The following is an 18,976-nucleotide window of genomic DNA, read 5'->3' on the forward strand; positions in this document are numbered from 1 at the left end:
CCCTCTTGATGGGCGGCACGCTGCCAGTGCTGATGCGCGCACTGGCATCCGAGCCGCAACATCTGGGCCAGGCCGGTGGCCGCCTGTATGCCGCCAATACCGGCGGGGCGATTGTCGGCACTCTGCTGACCGCATTTATCCTGATTGCCAGCCTCGGTGTTTTCGCCAGTGCCGTTGTAGCCGCCGCACTCAACCTGATTGCCGCCGCGGGTGCCCTGTGGTTGCAACGCGGGCAGCGCACCATTGTCGCCGATCCGGTGGCGACCAGCGCGGCACACAAACCGGCCCGGCTGGCCATGGCCCTGTATGCCATCGCGGGCGGTGTGGCACTGGGCTACGAAGTGGTCTGGTCGCAATCGATCGTTCAGTTCATGAGCACCCGTACCTACGCCTTTGCCGTGGTGCTGGCCACTTACCTGACCGGACTGTTTATCGGCAGCAGCCTGATGGCGCGCCGGGTTGATCGGCTACGCGATCCCTGGGGTGTGTTTGCCTTGCTGATTGCCGGGGCCGGACTGGTTGCCCTGCTGGAAGTTGCCCTGCTCGGACGCTGGCTGATCCTGCTGCAAACCCAGGCAGAGACTGCGGCACTGGCCTTGGGTGGCAGTGTGTTGCTGGGCATGAGCGCCCGCTTCGCAGTGGCTGCACTGAGCATTGTGTTTATCCCTACGTTGCTGTTGGGCGCAGCGTTCCCGATAGCCCTGCGCCTGTGCGTCGGCCCCGGCCGGGTCGGGCGGGATGTCGGTGCAGTCGTGGCGTTCAACACGCTGGGCGGGATCGTCGGCGTTGCCCTCTGCGGTTTTGTCCTGATCCCCTGGCTGGGGCTGGTACATACGCTCGGCATGCTGGCAGTCATCGCCGCTGCAGTAGGTTTGATCGCGGTACAGCAGGGGCACCGGGTCAAGAAAGGCCATCGCCAGGCAGTCGTTGCGTTCAGCCTGGCAGCGCTGCTGGTAGCCGTCTTAACGCCGGTTGAGCGCCTCGCCGAACTGCTGCGCGGAGCCCGTAACGGTGAGCTGGTGTTTTACCAGGAAGGTCGCGGCGGCACCGTCGCCGTCGTGGCCCAGGGCAAGGGTGAACGCAGCTTCCACCGCCTGTATATCCAGGGCGTGTCCAACACCGGTGATGCCATGCCGTCGCTGCGCTACATGCGTATCCAGGCCCTGTTGCCGCTGTTGATCCACAACGGCGAACCACGCTCGGCGCTGGTGATCGGCTTTGGCACCGGGATCACTGCCGGGGCCCTGCTCAGTTATCCGGGACTGGAGCAACGGGTGGTGGCCGAGCTGCTGCCCGCGGTGGTCAAAGCTTCAACCCTGTTCAAAGGCAACTTCGCTGCGGCTTCCAACCCCGGCTTGCAGGTGCGTTTGCGCGACGGTCGCCAGGAACTTCTGCGCAGCGAACAGCGCTATGACCTGATCACCCTCGAACCACCACCGCCCTCCGCCGCCGGCGTAGTCAATCTGTACTCGCGGGACTTCTATCAACTGGCTTCACAGCGCCTGCACCCGCAAGGGATAGTTGCGCAATGGCTGCCGTTGCCGACGCAGAATATCGACGACTCTCGTTCGCTGGTGCGCAGTTTTCTCGACGTATTCCCTTACGCCACGCTATGGACCAGCGAGTTTCACGAAATGCTGCTGGTGGGTTCATTGCAGCCCATTGAACTGGATGCCGCGCGCATCAGCGCCCGTTTCGGGCAACCGGGTGTACGCAGCGCCCTGCAGGATGTGGGCGTCGCTTCGCCAGCGGCACTGCTGGCAACCTGGGTGACCGACCATGAAGGGCTGGTGCGCTTTGCTGCAGATGCGCCGGCCGTCACGGACGACCAACCGCGTATCGAGTACGCTCCGTGGGTGCGTAGCAAAGAAATCAGCCGGGTGCTGCCGGCGCTGCTCGATCTGCGCCAACCGATACCGTTGCTCAACGCCGCCCCGGAGTTTGTCGAGCGCATGCACAGCCAACAGCAACGCCTGATGCAGTTTTACCGTTCCAGCCTGCATGCCTATGATGGCGACCGCGAGGCATGGAGCCGGGATATCCGTGAAGTAATGCGTGGCGATGGCGCCAACCCCTATTACCGCTGGTTTGTCGGTGAACGCTAGAGCCTTTTGGATACGGAAGTCGCAATGCCCAAAACTAAAACTATAAAAGCTGCAAACCCACCTGATTCGCGCCCCACCCTGATGAGCCGTTACCTGTTACCCGTAAGCGCTGCCGTGTTGCTGGTGGTGCTGGGCGGGTTATGGTTTTATCTCAGCCGCCCGGCGCCGGTGTATGAGCCCAAGGTGCTGGCCACGGCTGCGGTGGCCGAGCCCGTCGCCCCGGCGCAGATGGTCGACGAGCAACAGTGCCAGGGTTGTCACGACGCCCAGGTCAAGGACTGGCAAGGCTCTCATCATCAACTGGCCATGCAGGTGGCCGCGCCGCAGACCGTACTGGCCGACTTCAGCAATGCCACGTTCAAGGGCGAAGGCGAAAACAGCCGGTTTTTTCGCCAGGGCGACGAGTTCTGGGTCAATACGCCGGGGCTGGATGGCAAACCCGCCGACTTCAAGGTCGCTTACACCTTCGGCATTGCGCCGTTGCAGCAGTATTTGATCGAAGTTGGCGACGGCAGGCTGCAAGCCCTGGGGGTGGCCTGGGATACCGAAAAACACCGCTGGTTCCATCTGTACCCAGGCCAGGGGGTGAGCTTCAAGAACCCGCTGCATTGGAGCAAACCGAACCAGAACGCCAACTTTATGTGCGTCGAATGTCACACCACCGGCTACAAACGTAACTTTGATGCCGCCAGCAACAGCTTCAACAGCCAATGGAACAGTCTCGGCGTCGGTTGCCAGGCCTGTCACGGCCCGGCGTCCAGCCATCTGCGCGCTGTCACGGAAAACAACCCGTTGCCCCACAGCGGCTTTGACGTCGACCTTAAAAGCAAGGACGCCACGGTAGAACTCGAAACCTGCGCCCGCTGCCATGCCCGCCGCGCCCCGCTGGGCGATGGCTTTACCGTGGGCAAGCGGCTGATGGACGACTACCTGCCCAGCGTACTGACCCGCGAGCTGTACGCACTGGACGGCAAGATCAAGGACGAGGTGTTCGAACACGGCTCGTTCCTGCAAAGCAAGATGTTCGACAAGGGCGTGCGTTGCAGCAACTGCCACAACCCCCACAGCACCGAACTCAAGGCAGCGGGCAATGCACTGTGCCTGCAATGCCACAACACGGCCGGCAAAGCAGCCATTGCCGGGATTGATGGCAAGGGCCTGCAAGCGAAGAACTATGACGCCATCGACCACCATCGCCATGCCGAAGGCCAACCGGGCTCGCAATGTGTGGATTGCCATATGCCCGGCAAGTTCTACATGGGCAACGACTATCGCCATGACCACAGCTTCAGCATCCCCAACCCGGTGCGGGCCAAAGCCCTGGGCACAACGGATGCCTGCCTGGGCTGCCATCAGGGCAAGGCCGGTGACAGGGTGACGGAGCAGTTCAAGCTCTGGACCGCCCACGATGCACCGCAAGCAGCCCGGTACGATGAAAGCCTGTGGCTGATCCGCGGCGGCCGGCCGGGTGCTGCGCAGGCGCTCTACGAGCAATTGCGGCGCAGCAACCTGCCAGCGATTCAACGCGCCACGTTGTTGGCTGAACTGGCCAACTACCCCAGCGAATCCGCACTGCAACTGGCCAGCAAGGACCTCAACCACCCTGCCCCGCAAGTGCGTGAAAGCGCGGTGCGGGCAGTGAGCGCTTTCTTGCCTCCGGCAGAGCGGGTCGCGTTGCTCAGCCCATTGTTGAGTGACAGCGTGCGTGCAGTGCGCATCATCGCCGCGCGCAACTTGCAGGGCGCTGCGCGCAATGGCCTGGGCACGAATCAAGTGGCGTGGGACAAGGCCATCGGTGAATACGAAAGCGTGCAGCTGAGCCTGGCCGAACGGGCCGAGTCCAACCTCAACCTGGCCATGCTGTATCAGGCCAGCGGGCGCAATGCCGAGGTCGAGGCCAGACTGCGCGCCGCCCTGCTGCGCGACCCGGACTTCTACCCGGCGCTGGTCACTCTGGCCCAATGGCTGGAAGCCAGTGGGCGCAGTGCCGAGGCCTCGACCCTGCTCAACGACGCGATCAAGGCACAACCGCAGGCAGCGTTGTTGCAACACAGCCTGGGGCTGGCATTGATTCGCGGTGGCCAGCCCGAACAAGCGATGAAAGCTTTGCAGCAGGCCGTAAAACTGGAACCGGACAACAGTCAGTACCGCTATGTGCTGGCGGTGGCCCTGCACCAGAGCGGTCAGCTCGAACAGGCCTGCGCGCAAATGGAAGAACTGCTCAAGCGCCAGCCGGCGTTTCGCGATGCCCGATTGGCGTTGATCCAGTTCTACCTCGACAGCGGCCAGGAGCCCAAAGCGCAGGTGGTGCTGCAAGCCTGGAAACAGATCAATCCTGAGGATATGGCGTTGAAGTGACAGCCCTCACCCCCCCGCCATGCGCTCCAGGCTGTTGCTCAAATGCAGCAGCATGGCGGCGCGGGCGGCGTCGGGGTCCTGACGGCGGATCGCGCGCAAGATGGCCTCATGTTCCAGCACAGCCATTTGCCCCAACTGCTTGAGATCGGCATCACCGCGCTCTTCACTATTGATCCGGGTACGCGGAATCACCGAACGCCCCAACTGGGCAATGATATCGGTGAAATAAGCGTTGCCCGTGGCCTGAGCGATCAACTGGTGGAAACGCAGGTCCGGCTCGACGCTGCTGTCGTTGTTGGCCAGTGAGCGTTGATGGTCATCCAGCGCCTGGCGCATCTGCAGCAGTTGCTCCTCCGTGCGCCGCCTCGCGGCCAGCGCCGCAGCCTGGGTCTCCAGGCCCAGGCGCAATTCGACGATACCGCGCACGCTGGCTGCGGTATCACGGCTCAGGTGGATACCCTGGCGCGGATCGCGCTCAAGCACGAAGGTACCAATGCCGTGACGGGTTTCGACCAGCCCGGATGCCTGCAATTTTGAAATCGCTTCACGCACCACCGTGCGGCTTACACCGTGCTCGCGCACGATGGCCGACTCGGAAGGCAGCTTCTCGCCGGGCGCCAGTTGGCCCAGCAAAATTCGCTGGGTCAGCTCGGCCACGATGTCGTGGGCCAGGCCCGGTGAACGCTTGCGCAGCGGCGCATTCTGGGGGTCATGCATGGGGCAAATCCATTCGTACAAGACCGCTTGATACTAGCACCCCAACATGTATGACAAGCTATATAAATCTCAGTAAACCTTGGGTTTTGAACGAGCTCTGCCCCCAGGCAGATACGTTTCCGAACCTGACATCAGGCTTTAAAACGCTCTAAACAGCGATAAAACCTCATAAAAGGTATCTAAAGCTGCATCTTTTATAACTTTTTCGTTTGTTTCATGGCATTGCTAGGGAAAAAACCAACTCGTATGATGTCTGGCAACTGCAGAGCCATCTGCAGCACACACAACCCGCATAAAAATAATCAGTGGGGCTTTGAATTGTGAACACTTCCAGCAATCCGTCTGCTGCACACGCCAACGACCCCGTCCTGGCGCGCGCGATCCAAAAAGTGAAGAGGCATGTACTGCCACTTTTCGTCATCATGTTTATCGTCAACTACATCGACCGGGTAAACATCGGCTTCGTACGCAGCCACATGGAGCACGATCTGGGCATTGGTGCCGCCGCCTATGGTTTCGGTGCCGGGCTGTTTTTCATCGGCTACGCACTGTTTGAAGTGCCGTCCAATATGCTGCTGCAAAAAGTTGGCGCCCGCATCTGGCTCACCCGAATCATGTTCACCTGGGGTATCACCGCCACCCTGATGGCCTTTATCCAGAACGAAACCCACTTCTATATCCTGCGTTTTCTGCTTGGCGTCGCCGAAGCGGGCTTCTTCCCGGGCGTGATCTATTACTTCACCCGCTGGCTGCCAGGCGCCGAACGCGGCAAGGCGATTGCCATCTTCCTCAGCGGCTCGGCACTGGCCTCGCTGATCTCGGGACCACTGAGCGGCCTGCTGCTGCAAATCACCGGCATGGGACTGCACGGCTGGCAGTGGATGTACATCATCGAAGGCATGGCCTCGGTGGTGCTATGCGTGTTTGTGTGGTTCTGGCTGGACTCAAAACCCCATGACGCCAAATGGCTCAGCCTTGCAGAGCAAGATGCGCTGGTTAACGAAATTGACCGCGAACAGCGTGAACGCGATGCCGCCAACACCGTCAAGCCGACCCTGGGCATGCTGCTCAAGGACCGCCAGATCATGCTGTTCTGCGCGATTTACTTCTGTATCCAGCTGACCATTTACGCGGCCACGTTCTGGCTACCGAGCATCATCAAAAAAATGGGTGACCTGAGCGATATCCAGGTGGGCTTCTACAACTCGATCCCGTGGCTGATTTCAATCATTGCCATGTATGCCTTTGCCTCGCTGGCCAGCAAATTCAGGTTCCAGCAGGCCTGGGTGGCGGCCGCCCTGGTGATTGCCGCCATCGGCATGTTTATGTCCACCACCGGCGGGCCGATCTTTGCGTTTATCGCCATCTGCTTTGCCGCCATCGGCTTCAAGTCGGCCTCGGCGCTGTTCTGGCCCATTCCCCAAGGCTACCTGGATGCACGTATCGCGGCGGCAGTCATCGCCTTGATCAATTCCATCGGCAACCTCGGCGGCTTCGTCGCCCCCACCACCTTCGGGTTTCTGGAACAAACCACAGGCTCGATTCAGGGCGGGCTCTATGGCCTGGCCGGCACGTCGATCATTGCGGCACTCATTGTGTTCTTTGCCAAAACCAAACCCACACCCACGGCCGTGACCCCCACCGCCCTGCAAACTGCCTGACAAGGACCAGACCATGAATGCCGACCATCAACACCACGCCAGCCAAGCTCCGATCGTGACCAGCCTGCAGGTGATCCCGGTGGCGGGCCATGACAGCATGCTGCTCAACCTGAGTGGCGCCCACGGCCCCTTCTTTACCCGCAATATCGTTATCCTCAAGGACAGCAGCGGCAATACCGGCGTGGGTGAAGTGCCCGGTGGCGAGCGCATCCGCGAAACCCTGGAAGACGCCCGTAGCCTGGTGATTGGCCAGCCCATCGGCAATTACCAGGCTGTCCTCAACGCCATGCGCAGCACCTTCGCCGCACGGGATTCGGCGGGGCGCGGCCTGCAAACCTTCGACCTGCGCATCACCATCCACGCCGTGACGGCAATGGAAGCCGCCCTGCTCGACTTGCTCGGTCAATTTCTGCACGTGCCGGTAGCCGCCTTGCTCGGTGAAGGCCAGCAACGGGATGCCGTGAAGATGCTCGGCTATCTGTTCTATATTGGCGACCGTCAACACACCGATCTGGCCTACCGCAGTGAAGCGGATGGCGATGACTGGACACGCCTGCGCCATGAACAAGCCCTTACCCCACAGGCCATCGTGCGCCTGGCGGAAGCGGCACAGGCCCGTTACGGCTTCAACGACTTCAAGCTCAAGGGCGGCGTGCTGCGCGGCGCCGAAGAAATCGAAGCGGTCACTGCACTGGCCGAGCGTTTCCCCGATGCCCGCATCACTCTGGACCCTAATGGAGCCTGGTCTCTCAAGGAAGCCATCGCCCTGTGTCGCGACCAGCACCGGGTACTGGCCTATGCCGAAGACCCTTGCGGCGCCGAAAACGGCTATTCGGGGCGTGAAGTCATGGCCGAGTTCCGCCGCGCCACGGGCCTGCGCACCGCCACCAACATGATTGCCACCGACTGGCGCGAAATGGGCCATGCGATTCAATCGCAGGCCGTGGACATCCCATTGGCCGACCCGCACTTCTGGACCCTGCAGGGCTCGGTACGCGTTGCGCAGATGTGCCACGAATGGGGCCTGACCTGGGGCTCGCATTCCAATAACCACTTCGACATTTCCCTGGCCATGTTCACCCAGGTTGCGGCTGCAGCGCCGGGGGATATTACCGCCATTGATACCCACTGGATCTGGCAGGACGGCCAGCGCCTGACCCGTGAACCGCTGAAAATTGTCGACGGCCATATCAAGGTTCCGACAAAGCCTGGCTTGGGCGTGGACATCGACATGGACGCCGTGGCCAAGGCTCACGAACTGTACAAAGGCATGGGCCTGGGTGCCCGGGATGACAGCGTGGCCATGCAGTACATGATTCCCGGCTGGAAATACGACAACAAAAAACCCTGCCTGGTGCGCTGAGTCGCTTATTAGAGCGTGGCAACTGCCACAAGGCGCCAGCGATTGGCGCCTTTTTATTGGCCGAAAATTGGATCCAATATCAAATTTCAGGCAAAAAAAAGCCCAAGTAGCTGATGGAAACTTGGGGCTTAAAAATGCATAAACCGTGGTAGGTGAACGCAGGGCGATCTTACCCTATCGTAATAATCAGTAACAAGTGATTCTGCACATTTTATTTCAAGGCAATACTGACCTAAGTCATTAAATAGCCACACTTTTTAAGATTTAGTTGATTTGAAATGGCCATCACGGCACGGATAACGGGTATTTTCAACCCACTTTTGCGCTTGCATTTAATGTGGGAACTGGGCTCGAGCGATTCAGGCGACGCGGTTCAGTTGGTAGACCGCATCGATACCTTCGCGAGCAGGCTCGCTCCCACAATAATGATCAGGCAAACCTCATTTATGTGAGCACAACATGCCCTGTGGGAGCTGGCTTGCCTGCGATTCAGGCGCTGCGGTGTGCCCGTCGAACCGCGTCGATACCATCGCGGGCAAGCCCGCTCCCACAACAAATCAGCCTGCGAAATTGCCGCTCAGCGCCGCCAGCCCACCCTGATAGACCCCGGTAAACAGCTCTTCGGCAGCTTCAGTGCTTACACCTGCCGGGGTGAACTGCCCCGACCAGGTCACACGGGCGCCGTCGCCCAGCGCTTCAACGCGCAAGGTCGCCAGGTAGTCGGTCACCGGAAACGGCGCCTCGACAATGGAGTAGCTGTAGGTCTTGCCGGCATTGTCGAATGTTTGCAGGCGCTCAACGATCACCGTGCCATCCACGGTCTGCAGATGGCGCAAGCGCCCGCCTTCGCCAGCTTCGCTGACGGCAACCAGGGGCAACCAGTCCGGCAGCGAGTTGAAACCACCGATCAATTGCCAGACCTGATCGGGTGAAGCGGGAATATCAATAAATGCGGATGCAGTTGCCATAGGGGCATGCCTCTTTGAAGAAGTGGGGGTTAGTCGAAAACCGGCCTGAAAAAGCTGCGCTCGTAACTCAGGATACAGCGATTATCTTCAGCCAGTTTGAACGCGGCAATGCATTCGGCATCTGTTTTTGAGCGTTCGCGGTAGTCTTCATAGGCTGCGAGGCTGGGGAAGGTAAACATGGCCAGAGCAATGTTATTGGCACCTTCCGAGGGCAGGAAGTAACCGTGATGCTGGCCGCCAAATTTGGCTACCAGCGGGATCCAGACTTTGGCATAGGCCTCGAATTCGGCCAGTTGGTAAGGGTCAATCACGTAACGCAGGTAGCAGGTGATCATCGATGCATTCCACGGGGCGAAAGGAGATCGAGACTAATCTCCAGCCGCCCCGCGGGTCAATTCACTCAAAGTCGATGCAGGCAGTCGTCCTCGGCATAAATGGCGGTGTGCAGGCCGCCGTCAGTATCCAGCCAGGCGCGGTACATGCCCGGCGTATTAAAGCTCAGCACGGTCTCGCCGCCCGGTGTCACGGCGACCACGCCGCCGTTACCACCCAGCTCCTTGAGCTCGCCCTGCACAACTTGCTCGCAGGCGTCTGCCAGGCTCGAACCCACCAGGCGAATGCGCGATGCAATATTGTGGGCCACCACGGTGCGCATAAAGAACTCGCCGTGGCCAGTCGCCGAAATCGCCGCGCTGCGGTCATCCGCCCAGGTGCCGGAGCCAATCAGTGGCGAGTCACCCACCCGGCCGTAGCGTTTGTTGGTGATGCCCCCGGTGGAGGTGGCTGCTGCTACATGGCCGTGACGGTCCAGGGCGACAGCCCCCACAGTGCCGAATTTTTTCTCCACACCTCCCGGCTCCAGCAACACCGTCTCCGGTTGCTGCTGTTGCGCAGCCCACTGGCGACGACGCAAAGGCGTGTCGTACCAGTCATTGCTAACATGTTCGAGACCCGCCTGTTCGGACAGGAACAAGTCTGCCCCGGCACCGGCCAGCAGCACATGCTCGCTGTGCTCCAGCACCGCCCGCGCACCGCATATCGGGTTGCGCACATGATGCACGCCGGCTACGGCTCCGGCTTCCAGGTTGGCCCCGTTCATGATCGCGGCGTCCAGTTCGTGGTCACCGCTGTGGGTAAACACCGCGCCTTTGCCGGCGTTGAACCAGGGGCACTCTTCAAGCTCAACCACACTGGCTTGTACCGCATCCAGACTGCTGCCGCCCTTTTCCAGGACATCGACACCCGCCTTGAGCGCCTGCAGCAGTGCTGCGTGGATCGCCTGTTCGTCTTCGCGGGTCAAAACACCGGGCATCAGCACACCGGCACCGCCATGCAAGGCCATCGCAATGGATTGGGTCATTGGGCATGCACTCCGTGATTGATGATCTGGCTCAAAAAACGTTGGGTTCGAGGTGATTCAGGGGCTGAGAAAAACCGCTCCGGGGGGGCCTCTTCAATGATTTCACCCTGATCCATAAAGACAATGCGGTCGGCTACCTTGCGTGCAAAACCCATTTCGTGGGTCACGCAGATCATGGTCATGCCTTCCTGGGCCAGGCCGGTCATGACGTCCAGCACTTCAGCGATCATTTCCGGGTCCAGGGCCGAGGTCGGCTCGTCAAACAGCATGACCTTGGGTTGCATGCACAGCGCCCGGGCTATGGCGATTCGTTGCTGCTGGCCACCGGATAACTGCGACGGAAACTTGTTGGCGTGGTCGCGCATCTTGACCTTGTCCAGCAAGCCCAGCGCTCGTTCAATGGCCTCAGCCTCGGGCACGCCCAGGTTGGACGTCTGCGGTAACGTGCAGTTTTTCAGCACCGTGAGGTGCGGGAACAGGTTGAAGTGCTGGAAGCACATGCCCACCTGGCGGCGGATGCGCTCAAGCCCCTTGAGGTTGCCGTCAAGTTCCTCGCCCAGCACGACAACCAGGCCCTGCTGGTGTTGTTCCAGCTGGTTGATGCAGCGGATCAGAGTTGACTTGCCGGAGCCCGAAGGCCCGCAGATCACTACTTTTTCCCCGGCATGGACATTCAGCGAGATGTTTTTCAGCACATGGGCATTGCCGAACCACTTGTTCAATTGTTCGATGCGTACCATTGCGGCGGCATCAGCCTTGGGTTTGCTGATCATGAGCGGCTTTGCTCCATACGTTGTTCAAGGTGTCGGGCATAGCGCGACAGTGCAAAACAGATGACGAAGAAGTAGATCGCCAGGAAGACGTAGATTTCGTGGCCGTACTCAACCCATTCCGGGGCGACGGCGGTGCTCATGGCGATACCGACGATGTCCAGTACGCCGACGATCATCACCAGCGTGGTCTCTTTGAACAGGCCGATAAACTGCGTGAGCAAGGGCGCAATGGATTGCTTGAGCACTTGCGGCAAAATGATCTGGCCCATGGTTTTCCAGTAACCAAAACCCAGCGCCATGGCCGCCTCGTATTGGCCCTTGGGCAGGTTCTGCAAACCGCCGCGCAGGGTTTCAGCCATATAGGCGGCGGTAAACAGGATCAGCACCAGTTGCACCCGCAAGAGGATGTCGAAGGCCGAATCCGGCGGCAGGAACAGCTGAATCATCAGCGAAGCCATAAACAGCAGCGAAATCACCGGCACCGAGCGCACCAGCTCGATATAGAGCACGCAAAGCATGCGCACCACCGGCAGTTTCGAACGTCGGCCCAGCGCCAGCAAAATCCCCAGCGGCAGCGCGAAAATCATCCCGGCGGTGCCCAGGAATACTGTCACCAGCATCCCGGCGAACTTGGTCGAAGACACCTCGGGCAAACCGGCACCGCCCTTGAGCAGCCACCACATCACGATCGGCAGCAACGCCAGATACGCCAGCAGCAGGCGACGGTCCAGGCGCTTGAAAAACAGCAAGACAAACGCCGCCCCTGCCAGCACCAGTGCCAGGCTTACCCGCCACTGATCGGCTTGCGGATAGAAGCCGTACACAAACAGGTTCCAGCGTTGGGTAATCGGCAACCAGCAGGCGCCGCCGGGGTTGCAGTCTTTGGCACTGCTGCCGATGAAGGTGGCATCGAATACCAGCCAGTTCAGCGCAGCAGGAATGCACCAGCACAGCAGCGCCAGCACGCCCAGGGTCAGCAGGCTGTGGCCCACGCTGGGGAACAACTGGCTGCGGCTCCAGGCTGCGGCGCGCTGTACCCAGGGCAAGCGCGGCGGTGCCAGCGGGACTGCCAGTGCCTGATTCATTGCGGTCATGTTCAGTGCCCCCTCTGGCCGATACGGTGGTTGTAGATGTTCATCCCCAGGGAGATCACCAGGCTGATCAGGCAGTAAGTGCCCATCACCAGCGCGATGCATTCAATGGCCTGGCCGGTCTGGTTCAGGGTTGTTCCGCCGGTGGACGACACCAGTTCCATAAAACCGATGACCACCCCCAGTGAAGAGTTCTTGACGATATTCAGGTACGTGTTGGTGATCTGCGGGATCATCGGGTAGATGGCCTGGGGGACGATCAACTGGCGCATTGTGGAACCGGATTTGAAGCCGAGCGCCCTGGCCGCTTCGTACTGGCCGCGGTGTACCGACTCAATCGCGCCACGCACAATCTCGGCGATATAACTGGCGCTGTAGAACGACAAGGCCAGGCATAACGCAAGCATCTCCGGCACCAGGGTGATTCCGCCCTTGAAACCGAAACCGCGCTGCACCGGTACTTCCCATTGCACATGGGCATCACTCAAGGCGTACACCAGCACGGGCAGCAGCACAGCCCCGGCCAGCAGCGCGGGCCAGCGCCTGGAAGCAAAACCGCGCCACGGCCCGCGGGCTTCCTTCAAGCGGCAAAACACATAAGCCAGCAACGTGCCCAGCAGCATGAGGAAAAGCCCCCAGCCGACCACACTGCCCTGTTCGAGCCAGGGCAGTGTGAGGCCGTTGTTGTTCAGAAACACCACGCCAAACAGCGAGGCCGAGTGCTTGACCCCGGGCAGCGCCAGCACCAGGCCGTACCACCAGACCAGATGCACCACCAGCGGCACATTGCGCAAAAATTCGATGCAGGTGCCGCTCAGGCGCTTGATCAGCCAGTTGTCCGAGACGCGCGCCATGCCCAGCGCACCTCCCAGCAGGGTCGCCAGCACAATGCTCAGAACCGACACCAGCAAGGTGTTGAGCAAGCCCACCAGATAGGCGCGGGCATAGGTCGCATCCGGGGTGTAATCAATCAGCGAGAAGCTGATGTCATAGCCTGCGCGCTGGGACAGAAAACCGAATCCCGAGGCGATATTGAGGTTCTTCAAGTTCAGCGCGGCGTTGCTGGAGAGCAGATAAAACACCGCGGCAACCAGAGCCAGTACCAGCCCCTGCTGCAGCACGCTCGACAGGCGCAGATTGGGCGAACGATGGGTCGACATCACAGAAATCCCCTCAGCGAATCGGCGGCGCGTACATCAGGCCATGGTCTTTCCAGCTGCGGTTGAGGCCGCGCGGGATGTTCAATGCCGTCTGCTGGCCGAGGTTACGGTCGTAGATTTGCGCGTAGTTGCCGACTTGCTTGAGGGCGCGATAGGCCCAGTCACTGTCCAGGCCAAAGGACTTGCCGATGGTGCCTTCGGTGCCCAGCAAACGGGCGATATCGGTGGATGCGCTCTTGTTGCCACGCAACTCGTCGACGTTATCCGAGGTCACGCCCAGTTCTTCGCCGGTCATCAGGGCATAGGCGGTCCAGGTCACAATATTGCGCCAGACCGTATCACCCTGTGCGACAAAGGCCCCCAACGGCTCCTTGGAAATCACCTCGGGCAGCAGCGCATAGTCCTTGGGGTTGTTCATCAGCGCCAAACGCGCCGCCAGCCCCGAAGAGTCATTGGAAATGGCGTTACAGCGCCCGCGCTGGAAGGCAGCGTAGAGTTCGGGGCTTTTTTCGATGACCACGGTTTTGTAAGTCAGGCCACGGCGGCCAAAATAGTCTTCCAGGTTTTGCTCGGAGGTGGTGCCCGGTGACAGGCAGAAAGTGGCACCGTCCAGGTCGGTGAGTTTCTCGATGCCGTCGGCAGCGTGGGTCATAAAGCCCTGGCCGTCGTAGAACCAGACCGTGGTGAAGTCCACGCCCAGGTTGGCTATGCGTTCAGCGGTCCAGGAAGCGGCACGGGACAGAATGTCGATCTCCCCGGAAGCCAGGGCGGTAAAGCGGTTTTTTGCGGTGGTGGTCAGGTACTCGACCTTGTCTGCATCCCCCAGCACCGCAGCGGCCACAGCGCGGCACAGGTCTACGTCCATACCGGTCCAGCGGCCCTTGTCATCGATCAGCGAAAACCCCGGCTTGTCACCTGCGACCCCGCAGCGCACGCTGCCATGGGCCTTGACCTTGTCCAGCACACCTGCCTGGGCAGCCTGGGCACCGGTCAACAGCAGGGCCAACAGCGGAGCCCCCAGCAAAAGCTTGGCCCTATTCAATTTGTGCATATCATTGCCCTTTTAAAATTCTTCTTGTTATGCCTGTCAACCACAATCCAACGGCAGGTGGCGGTTTAGGTGCACAATAAAGACGGCGGCATGGCGCGGATAGCGGCAATTGATCCACTATGCTGGACGGGCTATCGAATATTGGAATAAGTCTATGAACATTGACTGGTACGAAGATTTTCTCGCCCTGGCCGATACCGGCAAGTTCACGGCCGCGGCCAGCATGCGCAACTCATCGCAATCGGCGCTGAGCTGACGCATTCAATTGCTGGAAGCCCACCTGGGCGCGACCCTGATCGACCGCGAGCGCAACCCGGTGCGCCTGACCGCTGCTGGCGAAGCGCTGCTGCCCAATGCCGTTGAGCTGGTACGCATGGCCCGCGACTGCGAGCAAAGCGTCAAGGTGCTCAACCGGCCGCTGACCTTTGCCTCGCTGCATACCCTGGCGTGCAACTTTTTCCCGGGCTGGATCAGCCAGTTGAACAGCCCGCAGGCGCCGCTGTTCACCCGTATCGACACGGGCTATCGCAGCACCGACGACTACTACATGGCGCTGATGTCCGGGCGCTGCGACTTCATCCTGTTCTATCGCGACACCAAGACCGCACCCTACTCGCGCCAGAGCGAGTTCGAGGTCAAGTCCCTGGGTCATGACGAGCTGTACTGGGTGGCCACTCCGCAACTGGCGGCGCATTGCACCCAGACCGACGAACCGATCCCGCTGCTCAGCTATTCGCGCAGTGCGCAATTGCATGAACTGTCGCGTACCCAGATCAACCGTCACCCCCAGCCTCAGCGTTTGCTGCAGGTATTCGAGGCCACGGTGTCCGAGGCACTCAAACCGATGGTCGCCAGTGGCCAGGGGGTGGCGTGCATGCCCCACAGCATGGTGGCGCCGCTGATTGAGCGCGGTGAACTGGTGCGCGTGTACCCGGACATGGAGTCCGACCATCTGGAAGTGATCCTGGTGCGCTGGCGTGACAACCGCAACCCCCAGGCAGAAGCGCTCTGGCAGCGCCTTTAGCCACACGCACCCCCTTTGTGGGAGCGGGCTTGCTCGCGATGGCAGCACCGCAGTTTGCCTGCCGCACCGTGCGTCTGCATCGAAGGCAAACCTGCTCTCACAGGTTTGGCACTGTTCACATGTCCTGTGCCTTAACCCCGTGAAAATCATATGAGCCTGAGAAGGCTATTGAACCAACCCGACCTGAATCTTTTCCACCACCTCCTGCATCGCCGGTAAAAACCGCCGTGCAGCTTCCTCGACCGGCATGGCCTTGGCGATATACACCAGGTTCAGGCAACCCATCACCCGCTCCTCATGCATCACCGGGATCGCAATCGCCGCGATCTTGCGCTCTTCTCCCCAGTGCGCGTTGTTTTCGCCATAGCCCTTGCTGCGTGTGTGCTCCACCAGTCGCTCGACGAATCGGCGATCCGCCGCCAACGCCGACTGCGAGTCGTCCCGACTGATCATCAACTCGATCAATTCTTCCCGCTCGGCCGGCGGGCAAAACGCAAAGTATGCCCGCCCGGTCGCGGTCATCAGCAAGGGCAAGCGGCGCCCCACCATCGAACGGTGAAACGACAGGCGACTGAAACGGTGAGTGGTTTCGCGAATCACCATCGCGTCGCCATCCAGGGTGCACAGGTCGGTGGGCCAGGCCACTAGCTGGAGCAATTGACCCAGCAAGGGCGCAGCAATCGAAGAAATCCACTGTTCATCGCGAAAGCCTTCGCTCAGCTCACGCACCTTCAGGGTCAACCGGTAGCTGTCATCCGATTCACTGCGGCGCACGTAGCCTTCGGCCTGCAACGTCTCCAGTAAACGACGCACGGTAGTACGGTGCAAACCGCTCTGCTCGGCCAACTGAGCCGTACTGGCGCCCCCGTCAAAACGGTTGAGACCGTTGATCAGTAACAACCCGCGCATTAGGCCCCGCACGGCCTTGTATTCGGTTTCGCTCATGTGTTTCCCATTATTTTTATTGGTAAATCAACGATGTGCACTGAGTGCACCCTAGCAAGGGTTCTCGTTGTTCACCAGCTTCGCGATTTCCATACTGCGCCCAACAAGAAATCCAAAAAAAAGCGCTGTACGGAGATACCCATGAGTTCTGCACCCACTGCTTCCACCTTGGACCTGAGCACCGATATCGCCATTGTCGGAGCGGGTCCTGTCGGGCTGATGATCGCCAATTACCTGGGCCAATGTGGTGTAAACGTCACCTTGGTGGAAAAGCTCGACAGCCTGATCGACTACCCGCGCGCCATTGGCCTGGACGACGAAAGCCTGCGCACATTCCAGGCCGTCGGCCTTGCCGATAACGTGCTGCCGCACACCACGCCCTGGCATGCGATGCGCTTCATGACGCCCAAAGGTCGCTGCTTTGCAGACATCCAGCCCAAGACCGATGAGTTTGGCTGGTCCCGCCGTAACGCCTTTATTCAGCCGCTGGCTGATCGCGTGCTGTTCGAAGGCCTGCAACGCTTTGACAACGTCAAGGTACTGTTCGGTCGCGAACTCGATGGCTTCGAGCAAAGCGACAGCGGTGTGCAACTCACACTGAAAAACGCCGAGGGTCGCAGCGAACGCCTGCAGGCCAAGTACCTGATTGGCTGCGATGGCGGCAACAGCCTGGTGCGGCGCAGCCTTGGCATCAGTTTTGAAGGCAAGACTGCGCCCAATCAGTGGATCGTCGTGGATATCGCCAACGACCCCCTGAGCACACCCCATGTGTACCTGTGCTGCGACCCGGTGCGCCCCTACGTGTCCGCCGCCCTGCCCCACGGGGTGCGTCGCTTTGAGTTTATGGTAATGCCCGGTGAGACCGAGGCCGAGCTGAGCAAGCCCGAAAACATGCGCAAGCTGCTGGCCAAAGTGCTGCCGGACCCGGATCGCATCGAGCTGATTCGCAGCCGCGTCTATACCCACAACGCCCGCCTCGCAGGCCGCTTCCGTCAGGGCCGGGTACTGCTGGCCGGGGATGCCGCGCATATCATGCCAGTCTGGCAGGGCCAGGGTTACAACAGCGGCATGCGCGATGCCTCCAACCTGGCCTGGAAACTGTCACTGGTGATCAAGGGCCTGGCCAATGACCGCCTGCTCGACAGCTATGAGCTGGAGCGCCGGGATCACGCCAAGGCCATGATCGACCTCTCGGTACTGGCCGGCCACGTACTGGCCCCCCCCAAGCGCTGGCAGGGCACCCTGCGCGATGGCGTGTCGTGGCTGCTCAACTATGTGCCGCCGGTCAAACGCTATTTCGTCGAGATGCGCTTCAAGCCCATGCCGCAATACAGCCGTGGCGCTCTGATCGTGCCGAGCGAAAAAGGCTCGCCGGTGGGCAAGATGTTCATTCAGCCCAAGGTACTGACCGACGCCGGTGCGACCGTGCTCCTCGATGAAGTGATCGGCGAGAATTTCGCCTTTATCGCCTGGGGCTGCGACCCGACCTGGGGCCTTACGACGGCGCAGATTGCTCAATGGAAAACCCTGGGCACGCGGTTTATTCAAGTGCTGCCGGATGTCCAGCTCAGGGCCCCGAGCGACGCCGGCAACGACGTGATTCGGGTCGGCGACAGCACTGGCCGCCTGCGCGAGTGGTTCGCCCGCGGCTCATCGTCCATTGCCCTGCTGCGCCCTGATCGCTTCCTCGCCGGGCTGGCCACACCGCAAACGCTCGGCAAGGCCTGCAATGAGCTGGCCCTGGCGCTCAACGTGCAGCCACACATCCAGATGACGCCAGCCGTCAGCAAGGTGGCTTGAGATGAGCGCCTATTTGCACTGTTTGTCACACACGCCGCTGGTGGGCTACGTCGACCCGGCCCCCGAAGTGCTGGCCGAAGTGGACTGCATGATCCGCAATGCCCGCGAACGCATCGCCCGCTTCAATCCGCAACTGATCGTGCTCCTGGGGCCCGATCACTACAACGGCTTTTTCTACGACGTCATGCCGCCTTTTTGCATTGGCATGGCCGCCGATGCCATCGGCGATTTCGACACCGCAGCCGGCCCCCTCGACGTACCCAAAGCCCTGGCCGAAGCCTGCGCCCAAGCCGTCATGGAGGCTGGTATCGACACCGCCGTGTCCTACCGAATGCAAGTCGATCATGCCTTTGCCCAACCCTTGGAACTGTTGCTGGGCGGGTTGCGCACCTGCCCGGTGATTCCGGTCTTCATCAATTCGGTAGCCGTGCCCCTGCCCGGTTTCAAGCGGGCACGACTGCTGGGCGAGGCCATCGGCCAGTGGGCCAGATCACTGGACCTGCGCGTGCTGTTCCTGGCGTCCGGAGGCCTGTCCCATCAGCCTCCGGTGCCAGAACTGGCCAAGGTCGATGCCCGCATGGCCGACCGCTTGATGGGCAG

General features: G+C 60.7%; 17 protein-coding genes. 8 read left to right on the forward strand and 9 right to left on the reverse strand.

What is annotated here, in order from left to right:
* Together GHO03_RS19195 and GHO03_RS19200 are read left to right on the forward strand one after the other, a co-directional pair.
* On the forward strand, positions 1–2,105 hold a 2,105-nt coding region (locus GHO03_RS19195; RefSeq protein ID WP_153400367.1), incomplete at its 5' end, for a spermidine synthase.
* A gap of 24 nt (positions 2,106–2,129) precedes the next feature.
* A complete protein-coding gene (locus GHO03_RS19200) occupies positions 2,130–4,463 on the forward strand; it encodes a tetratricopeptide repeat protein (RefSeq protein ID WP_095025848.1) in 2,334 nt (777 codons plus the stop codon).
* 6 nt (positions 4,464–4,469) lie between these two features.
* On the opposite strand, the gene GHO03_RS19205 is transcribed toward GHO03_RS19200, so the two are convergent.
* A complete protein-coding gene (locus tag GHO03_RS19205; RefSeq protein ID WP_095020978.1) occupies positions 4,470–5,180 on the reverse strand; it encodes a FadR/GntR family transcriptional regulator in 711 nt (236 codons plus the stop codon).
* Between the two features lie 320 nt (positions 5,181–5,500).
* Between GHO03_RS19205 and GHO03_RS19210 the strand changes: the two genes are divergently transcribed.
* Together GHO03_RS19210 and gudD are read left to right on the forward strand one after the other, a co-directional pair.
* Positions 5,501–6,841, forward strand: a complete 1,341-nt coding sequence (locus GHO03_RS19210; protein ID WP_095025849.1) for an MFS transporter — start codon at positions 5,501–5,503, stop codon at positions 6,839–6,841.
* A gap of 13 nt (positions 6,842–6,854) precedes the next feature.
* Positions 6,855–8,204 (forward strand): glucarate dehydratase, encoded by a 1,350-nt coding sequence (gene gudD, locus GHO03_RS19215; protein WP_153400368.1) that lies wholly within the window; start codon positions 6,855–6,857, stop codon positions 8,202–8,204.
* Positions 8,205–8,761: 557 nt separating this feature from the next.
* Here gudD and GHO03_RS19220 read toward each other — a convergent pair.
* The 7 genes from GHO03_RS19220 to GHO03_RS19250 all read right to left on the reverse strand — a co-directional run bounded on the left by GHO03_RS19220 (position 8,762) and on the right by GHO03_RS19250 (position 14,607).
* The gene (locus tag GHO03_RS19220) at positions 8,762–9,172 is read right to left on the reverse strand and encodes an SRPBCC family protein (protein WP_095000501.1); all 411 of its coding nucleotides are present in this window, start codon (positions 9,170–9,172) and stop codon (positions 8,762–8,764) included.
* A 29-nt stretch (positions 9,173–9,201) separates the two neighbouring features.
* Positions 9,202–9,507 carry an NIPSNAP family protein gene (locus tag GHO03_RS19225; protein ID WP_095000502.1) on the reverse strand — a complete coding sequence of 102 codons (306 nt, stop codon included), beginning with the start codon at positions 9,505–9,507 and terminating at the stop codon, positions 9,202–9,204.
* Positions 9,508–9,572: 65 nt separating this feature from the next.
* Positions 9,573–10,532, reverse strand: coding sequence for an isoaspartyl peptidase/L-asparaginase family protein (locus tag GHO03_RS19230; protein WP_095000503.1), 960 nt, complete (start codon positions 10,530–10,532; stop codon positions 9,573–9,575).
* On the reverse strand, positions 10,529–11,305 hold the full coding sequence (locus GHO03_RS19235; RefSeq protein WP_095000504.1) for an amino acid ABC transporter ATP-binding protein: 777 nt from the start codon (positions 11,303–11,305) through the stop codon (positions 10,529–10,531). Before GHO03_RS19235 ends, GHO03_RS19230 begins: the two co-directional genes overlap by 4 nt.
* Positions 11,302–12,399, reverse strand: coding sequence for an amino acid ABC transporter permease (locus GHO03_RS19240; RefSeq protein WP_153400369.1), 1,098 nt, complete (start codon positions 12,397–12,399; stop codon positions 11,302–11,304). Before GHO03_RS19240 ends, GHO03_RS19235 begins: the two co-directional genes overlap by 4 nt.
* Positions 12,400–12,401: 2 nt before the next feature.
* Positions 12,402–13,556 (reverse strand): amino acid ABC transporter permease, encoded by a 1,155-nt coding sequence (locus GHO03_RS19245; protein ID WP_095020982.1) that lies wholly within the window; start codon positions 13,554–13,556, stop codon positions 12,402–12,404.
* A 13-nt stretch (positions 13,557–13,569) separates the two neighbouring features.
* The gene (locus GHO03_RS19250) at positions 13,570–14,607 is read right to left on the reverse strand and encodes an amino acid ABC transporter substrate-binding protein (RefSeq protein WP_095000507.1); all 1,038 of its coding nucleotides are present in this window, start codon (positions 14,605–14,607) and stop codon (positions 13,570–13,572) included.
* 154 nt (positions 14,608–14,761) lie between these two features.
* Here GHO03_RS19250 and GHO03_RS25905 point away from each other — a divergent pair, with 154 nt between their 5' ends.
* The gene (locus GHO03_RS25905; RefSeq protein ID WP_372241768.1) at positions 14,762–14,863 is read left to right on the forward strand and encodes a LysR family transcriptional regulator; all 102 of its coding nucleotides are present in this window, start codon (positions 14,762–14,764) and stop codon (positions 14,861–14,863) included.
* Positions 14,864–14,872: 9 nt separating this feature from the next.
* Positions 14,873–15,631: a LysR family transcriptional regulator gene (locus tag GHO03_RS19255; RefSeq protein WP_256668734.1), complete on the forward strand. Its 759-nt coding sequence runs from the start codon at positions 14,873–14,875 to the stop codon at positions 15,629–15,631.
* Positions 15,632–15,796: 165 nt separating this feature from the next.
* Here GHO03_RS19255 and GHO03_RS19260 read toward each other — a convergent pair whose 3' ends face one another.
* Positions 15,797–16,576, reverse strand: coding sequence for a DNA-binding transcriptional regulator (locus GHO03_RS19260; protein WP_153400370.1), 780 nt, complete (start codon positions 16,574–16,576; stop codon positions 15,797–15,799).
* Between the two features lie 141 nt (positions 16,577–16,717).
* On the opposite strand from GHO03_RS19260, the gene GHO03_RS19265 reads away from it, so the two are divergent.
* Together GHO03_RS19265 and GHO03_RS19270 are read left to right on the forward strand one after the other, a co-directional pair.
* On the forward strand, positions 16,718–18,376 hold the full coding sequence (locus tag GHO03_RS19265; RefSeq protein WP_095039196.1) for a bifunctional 3-(3-hydroxy-phenyl)propionate/3-hydroxycinnamic acid hydroxylase: 1,659 nt from the start codon (positions 16,718–16,720) through the stop codon (positions 18,374–18,376).
* A gap of 1 nt (position 18,377) precedes the next feature.
* The coding region (locus tag GHO03_RS19270; RefSeq protein WP_178110338.1) for a 3-carboxyethylcatechol 2,3-dioxygenase at positions 18,378–18,976 on the forward strand (599 nt) is incomplete at its 3' end.

It is taken from the genome of Pseudomonas sp. FSL R10-1339 (assembly GCF_009600545.1).
GTDB classification, from domain to species: domain Bacteria; phylum Pseudomonadota; class Gammaproteobacteria; order Pseudomonadales; family Pseudomonadaceae; genus Aquipseudomonas; species Aquipseudomonas bubulae.